This is a genomic window from Reella acinonychis (genome assembly GCF_052384575.1).
Lineage (GTDB): Bacteria > Pseudomonadota > Gammaproteobacteria > Enterobacterales > Pasteurellaceae > JBQSUQ01.
In genome coordinates, this window is sequence record NZ_JBQSUQ010000014.1 from 85107 (window position 1) to 91326 (window position 6220).

Below are 6220 nucleotides of genomic sequence, written 5' to 3' on the forward strand. Positions count from 1 at the left end.
ATAGAGCTAGTTTTATTAAAGTGCGTATTTTAACCCAAAATATCTCCATTAGAGAAGAAAAAACAACAAATTGGTTGGAAATTCTGGCAAATTCCATTTCCGATCCGAAAGAATTAGTTCAACAATTAAATTTGCCCCTTGATAAATTTGAAAAAGATATTGCTGCTCGCCGTTTATTTGCTATGCGCGTTCCTCAGCCTTTTGTAGATAAAATGGAAAAAGGTAATCCTCTGGATCCCTTATTTCTGCAAGTAATGACGGATGTGAAAGAATTTCAACAAATGGAAGGATTTATCCAAGATCCTTTGCAAGAGCAACAAACCGCTGCGCCAAATATTTTACATAAATACCATAATCGCCTCTTGCTTATGGTAAAAGGTGGCTGCGCCATTAACTGTCGCTATTGCTTCCGTCGCCATTTTCCTTATGAAGATAACAAAGGCAATAAAGCCAATTGGCAAAAAGCATTGGACTATATTGCTGCACATACTGAAATTGATGAAGTTATTTTTTCTGGTGGCGATCCATTAATGGCGAAAGACCATGAACTCGAATGGTTGGTAAAACAATTGGAAAATATACCGCACTTACAGCGTTTACGTATTCACACGCGTTTGCCAGTCGTTATTCCTCAACGCATTACCGATGAACTTTGCCAACTGCTCGCCAATTCTCGCTTTGCGACCATTATGGTCACTCATATTAATCATCCTAATGAAATTGACGAACAGCTCTGCTCAGCCATGGCTAAATTGGCTCAAAGTGGCGTGGTATTATTGAATCAATCAGTGTTATTAAAACAAGTGAATGACAACCCACATACTCTAAAAACATTAAGTGAGAAACTTTTTGCAGCACGAATTTTACCCTATTACTTGCATTTATTAGATAAAGTTGAAGGAGCAAGCCATTTTCATATTGATGATAAGAAGGCAGCAGAAATTTACCAGAAACTACAAACATTAACATCTGGTTATCTGGTGCCAAAACTTGCACGTGAAATTGCTCAAGAGCCGAACAAAACCTTATATTCAAATGAACTTATACTAGGCAAATAACTAAAGATCCTTTAAAATGTAGCCAATTTTTGACCGCACTTTAGCTGCGAATTTTAGCGGTTATTTTGCGTATTTTTAGCATTTATTGAGGTTTATCGTGGAACAAAACAACAAACCATCCAATCAAAGCGAATTGGATTTCGACTCAAATCAAAGCCCTGCACCAAAAGCAGAACAGTCTATCTTATACAAAATGACAGGGTTATTTGGTAAAAAAGATACATCACATACGCAATTTGCTGTGCGTAAAGAACCAACTTTTGGCCCTGCTACGACCAATATTGTGACACCACAGAGTATGCAAAGTGCGGTACAAAACCCGAGCAATCCATCTGTAAACCTAGTTGGCAATCCAACATTGGCTCAGAGCACCTCTGTAGAAGAAAACGAAGTAGATGCATCTGCAACTATGGTAGAAACACCCATTGAAAGCGTAGCAACTGAGAATGTTGTTGTGGAAGAAACAGAAAACGTAGAAACGCCGGTTGAAGCTATCGTTCCGCAACAAGAAAAACCAAATCGTAAAAACCCTGAGAATTGGGCGATTATGCAAAAATTACCAACTAAACATCGCCGTTTATTTATTGCAATTACTGGTGCTATCGCTGTTTTATTGGCGCTTATTTGGTTAAAACCAAGCAATGATACCGTTGAAGAAATTCAAGCTAATAATAGCAACAATATGCCAATAGAATTTCAATCTTTAGATCCAAATAAAGCAGTTGAAGAAAACAATAAAAACGAAACTGCTGTTCTTGAATCTACAGCAACCAATAATCAACCAAGTGTAAGCAACGAGTCTGTAACAACTGAGCAAAAACCAGTTGCAACGGAAGCACTCCCTCAGCAAGCGGTTCAAACAAATGAAACAATGCAACAGCCAGATCAAACCAAAGTTGCAGTAGAGAAAGAAAAAGCGGAAGAACAAGCAAGAATCGCTGCGGAAAAAGCAAAAGCGGTTGAACAGGCAAGAATTGCAGCAGAAAAAGCAAAAGTATCTGAACAAGCAAGAATTGCAGCAGAAAAAGCAAAATTAGCAGAAGCGAAAGCAAAAGAACAAGCCAAAATTGCTACTGAGAAAAAAGCAAAAGCAGCAGCTGAACAAGCGAAAACCAAAGCGCCAGTAGTAGAAGCTAAACCAAGCACAACAGCCGCTACTCCAGCTAAAGTAGCAAGCAACGGTACCAACAAAACCTTAACTGTTCCTGCAGGAGTTTCATTATTCCAGGTATTCCGTACAAATGGTTTAGATATTCGTGATGCCAATGCAATGACAAAAGCAAATGGTGCGAATAATGTACTCAGTAGCTTTAAAGCCAATGATAAAATTCAAGTTTCTGTGAATAGTGAAGGACGCGTGAATACATTACGCTTATCAAATGGTGGTACTTTCACTCGCCAATCAGATGGCTCTTATAAATATCATAAATAAGGAAATTAACATTGAAACCACTTTTATTACTTCTGGCAGTTGGACTGAGCGCTTGTACCATCCACATCGAGCCAATAGAAGTGCCTAAGGCAAAAAGCAAGCCTACAACATTAGATAAAATGGCACAAAAAGGGACAACAGATCTTTATCATTGTAAAAATGGAAAAGATGTAAAAGTTGTACGTCTCACACAAAGTGGTAAGAAATCAAAGAAAATAAAAGCAGATTCTATTAATCTTACTTTTGAAGGCGTGACAGGTAAACTCAACGCCACTTTATCTCAAACAGGTAAATCCTATACTAATATTCATTGGCACTGGTTTGAGAAATCAGATAATAGTAACACCTTACTTAATAGCGTTGGACAAATTCTCGCGGAAGAATGTGTGAAACAACAATAACAAAAAAGGCAGATTTCAATAATCTGCCTTTTATTTTCATTTTATTTTACTAGTTCCACAGCATAATCATTCAATTCGGGTATCGACTTAATCAAGCCTTGCTGTAACATAAAATCAGCGACTTTATGATAACGTTCTTTATCTAAAGTACGAGGATTATCTGCAAATTTTGGATAAGTATCATTCCAAGCAAGACGATTTAGTTCATTATCGAGTTCTTTTGGTTTATAAGCCTTAAACTCTTGCCAGGCTTTTTCTGGGTTTTGTTTAATATAGGTGGTTGCTTGCTCAACTGCGGTTAAAAAAGCAGAAATTTTTGGATCATTTACACGATCTTTATGTGCCACTAAAATTAATTCTTCATAAGAAGGTACGCCATAATTTTCTGGGAAATAGGTTACACCTTCTTTTCCTTCTAAACGTAGTTCATGCAATTCAAAATTACGATAAGCACCGATCACCGCATCAACGCGCTTAGTTAATAAAGATTGTGATAATGCCCAGTTAATATTGACTAACTCAACATCTTTTAGCGTTAAACCAGCTGAAGTCAACATTGCTTTTAATAATGAATCTTCAAAACCACCAACAGAAAAACCGATTTTTTTACCTTTCAAATCAGCTAAGCTTTTAATACCACTCTCTTTTAATAAGGCTAATGAATTAAAAGGAGTAGAAACTAAGGTACCAACTCGAACTAAGGGTAAGCCTTGTTCCACTTGCATATATAATTGCGGTTGGTAGTCCATAGCTAAATCAGCTTGTCCCGCTGCCACTAATTTTGGCGGCATTGAAGGATCAGTGGGTTCCACTAATTCAACGTCTAATCCCTGTTGTTCAAAAAAGCCTTGCTGTTTAGCAATCACCATGCTGGCATGTACAGGATTGGTAAACCAGTCAATTAATACGGTGAACTTTTCAGCAGCTTGTGCTGGCAATATGAGCAACAAAGACGCCAAAAGTGCGGTGAAAAATGAAAGAATTTTTTGCATAAAACCTCCTAAATAAATCATCGTTAGCGCAAATGCCTTACCCAAGGTAAATAATGTGTGAGAATTTTATCTGTAGCAAAATACAAGCACAGTGCAATTAATAATAGAATAAATAATGCAGCAAACATCAGATCAATCTGCATACGCGCATTTGCATGTAACATTAAGTAACCCAATCCCTGTGATGAGCCGACCCATTCTCCCACAATGGCACCAATAGGCGCAATAGATACCGCAATCCTTAGACCTGATGCTAAAGAAGGCATTGCTGCAGGCAAACGCACTTTAAAAAGCATTGCCCAAGCGGAGATGTTGAGCGTTTTAGCCAATTCTAACCAAGCTTTTGGCGTATTTCGCAGCCCGTCATAACAGGCAGCTGTCACAGGGAAATAAATAATTAATACCGTCATGGCAATTTTAGATGCCATACCATAACCAAACCATAAAACCAGCAATGGAGCAATGGCAAATACGGGAATTGCCTGAGAAATCACTAGTAGAGGCAACAGCAATGAAGTCAGCCATTCCGATAAAGAAAGTAATAAAGCAGAAATCAAACCAAGTAAAAAGCCTAATAACAAACCAATAAAAATTTCGATGGCTGTAACTTGAGTATGCTCCCACAATAAAGCAGAGCGGTCCATTAATTCCATGCCAACTTGCTTTGGAGTTGGTAACAAATAATGAGGAAGATCGAAAAAAAAGACCGCACTTTGCCATAACAGAATTAAGCTTACGCACAATAAAATGGATTTAAAAAAAGTCTTCATCAATAATTCTCAGTTAATTCACTAAATAAGCGATTTTCAAGCAACCATAATTCTTCATTTTGCTCAAAACGAGGGGCTTTAGTGGAGGGAATAATCGCTTGCGAAAGTTGTGCGGGTTGATTTTTCAAAACGAAGACCTGATCCGCTAATCGTAATGCTTCTTGCGGATCATGAGTGATTAATAAAACCGTTTTATCTTTTAATAATTCTCGAGATAACTTCTGTAATTGCAAACGTGTTACCGCATCCAAAGCAGAAAAAGGCTCATCCATTAAGATTAAATCAGCTTCCAACATTAAGGTGCGAGCCAAAGCAACGCGTTGCCTCTGACCGCCAGATAATTGATAACAAGGTTTATTTTTATGCTCCGCCATTTTTACTGCAGCCAACAATTCTTCTGCTTTCTGCTTGGTATTCTCATTCGTTTTTGATTGCAAATGTGCTTCTAATTGCACATTGTCTAACACTGACAACCAAGGAAACAAACTATCTTGTTGTGCTAACCAAGCCAGTTTAATTCCCTCTGCAACAGTAACGGTTCCTTGAGTAAAATTAGTTTCCAATCCAGAAATCAGACGTAGCAAAGTTGATTTCCCAATGCCAGAAGCTCCGAGCAAAGCGATCCATTTCTGCTGAGGTAAACTAAAACTAAAATCTTGAAAAATACGTTGTTGACTAAACGCAAAGTCAAGATGTTGAATTTCAACAGTATTCATCATCAATATCAATAAACATAAAGCCCTATAATAGAGGAAAAATAACTAAAAGAGAAAGCAAAATTTATGCTAAAATGCACCGCACTTTTGTATGATGAAATCAAATATGGCGCTAATCGATTACAATCCCCCAACAGAACCTTGGCTTGATATTATTTACCGAGACAATTATATCCTGCTTGTAAATAAAGCAAGCGGGTTATTATCTGTACCAGGGAATCGCCCCGAATATTATGATAGTGCAATGAGTCGAGTGAAAGAGAAATATGGCTTTTGCGAACCTGCTCATCGTTTAGATATGGCAACGAGCGGTATTCTATTATTTGCCATGAGCAAAGCCGCTGACAGCGAATTAAAACGCCAATTTCGTGAAAGAGAAACAGAAAAACACTATCAAGCACTAGTTTGGGGCCATGTTAAACAAGATAAGGGCATCATTGATCTTCCTCTTATTTGTGATTGGGAAAACCGACCGCGACAACGTATTGATTTTGTATTAGGTAAGAAAGCTATTACTGAATTTGAAGTATTAGAACGTTTACCCAATAACAGCACAAGAGTAAAACTCACACCAATAACAGGTCGTTCTCATCAATTACGCCTGCATATGTTGGCATTAGGCCATCCTATATTAGGCGATAAATTTTATTCTCATCCGCAAGCAAAGAGCATGTCTCCACGCCTTTGCTTACATGCAGAAAGCCTAACAATTGCTCATCCAATCACAAAAGAGAAAATGACTTTCTATTGTGAAGCAGATTTTTAGTTATTTAAATAACAACCAATAGGAATAAGTTAAAAATCTTCAGAAAGCATGACCACTAAAACTTCGCATTTTCCCACCGCACTTT

General features: G+C 37.7%; 7 protein-coding genes. 4 read left to right on the plus strand and 3 right to left on the minus strand.

Annotated features, from left to right (window positions below; all coding sequences use genetic code 11):
* Positions 1-20 precede the first annotated feature (20 nt).
* From epmB to ACT2CV_RS06810, 3 genes are all read left to right on the plus strand, one after another.
* Positions 21-1058, plus strand: coding sequence for an EF-P beta-lysylation protein EpmB (gene epmB / locus ACT2CV_RS06800; protein WP_464973112.1), 1038 nt, complete (start codon positions 21-23; stop codon positions 1056-1058).
* Positions 1059-1155: 97 nt separating this feature from the next.
* Positions 1156-2490: a LysM-like peptidoglycan-binding domain-containing protein gene (locus ACT2CV_RS06805; RefSeq protein ID WP_464973113.1), complete on the plus strand. Its 1335-nt coding sequence runs from the start codon at positions 1156-1158 to the stop codon at positions 2488-2490.
* 11 nt (positions 2491-2501) lie between these two features.
* On the plus strand, positions 2502-2891 hold the full coding sequence (locus ACT2CV_RS06810; protein ID WP_464973114.1) for an MliC family protein: 390 nt from the start codon (positions 2502-2504) through the stop codon (positions 2889-2891).
* A 41-nt stretch (positions 2892-2932) separates the two neighbouring features.
* On the opposite strand, the gene ACT2CV_RS06815 is transcribed toward ACT2CV_RS06810, so the two are convergent.
* Genes ACT2CV_RS06815 through ACT2CV_RS06825 form a run of 3 tightly spaced genes read right to left on the minus strand, consistent with a single transcriptional unit; the run spans position 2933 to position 5369 of the window.
* Complete coding sequence (locus tag ACT2CV_RS06815; RefSeq protein ID WP_464973115.1) at positions 2933-3883, minus strand: ABC transporter substrate-binding protein; 951 nt, start codon at positions 3881-3883, stop codon at positions 2933-2935.
* 23 nt (positions 3884-3906) lie between these two features.
* The gene (locus tag ACT2CV_RS06820; RefSeq protein WP_464973116.1) at positions 3907-4653 is read right to left on the minus strand and encodes an ABC transporter permease; all 747 of its coding nucleotides are present in this window, start codon (positions 4651-4653) and stop codon (positions 3907-3909) included.
* The gene (locus tag ACT2CV_RS06825) at positions 4653-5369 is read right to left on the minus strand and encodes an ABC transporter ATP-binding protein (protein ID WP_464974036.1); all 717 of its coding nucleotides are present in this window, start codon (positions 5367-5369) and stop codon (positions 4653-4655) included. Before ACT2CV_RS06825 ends, ACT2CV_RS06820 begins: the two co-directional genes overlap by 1 nt.
* Before the next feature lie 106 nt (positions 5370-5475).
* On the opposite strand from ACT2CV_RS06825, the gene rluA reads away from it, so the two are divergent.
* Entirely contained in the window at positions 5476-6135 is a 660-nt protein-coding gene (gene rluA / locus ACT2CV_RS06830; protein ID WP_464973117.1) for a bifunctional tRNA pseudouridine(32) synthase/23S rRNA pseudouridine(746) synthase RluA, read from the plus strand.
* Positions 6136-6220: the final 85 nt, after the last annotated feature.

Excerpts from the sequence above, each read along its gene's own strand:
- ACT2CV_RS06815 (WP_464973115.1), bottom strand. The coding sequence starts at position 3,883 with ATGCAAAAAATTCTTTCATTTTTCACCGCACTTTTGGCGTCTTTGTTG.
- ACT2CV_RS06820 (WP_464973116.1), bottom strand. The coding sequence starts at position 4,653 with ATGAAGACTTTTTTTAAATCCATTTTATTGTGCGTAAGCTTAATTCTG.
- ACT2CV_RS06825 (WP_464974036.1), bottom strand. The coding sequence starts at position 5,369 with ATGAATACTGTTGAAATTCAACATCTTGACTTTGCGTTTAGTCAACAA.
- rluA (WP_464973117.1), top strand. The coding sequence starts at position 5,476 with ATGGCGCTAATCGATTACAATCCCCCAACAGAACCTTGGCTTGATATT.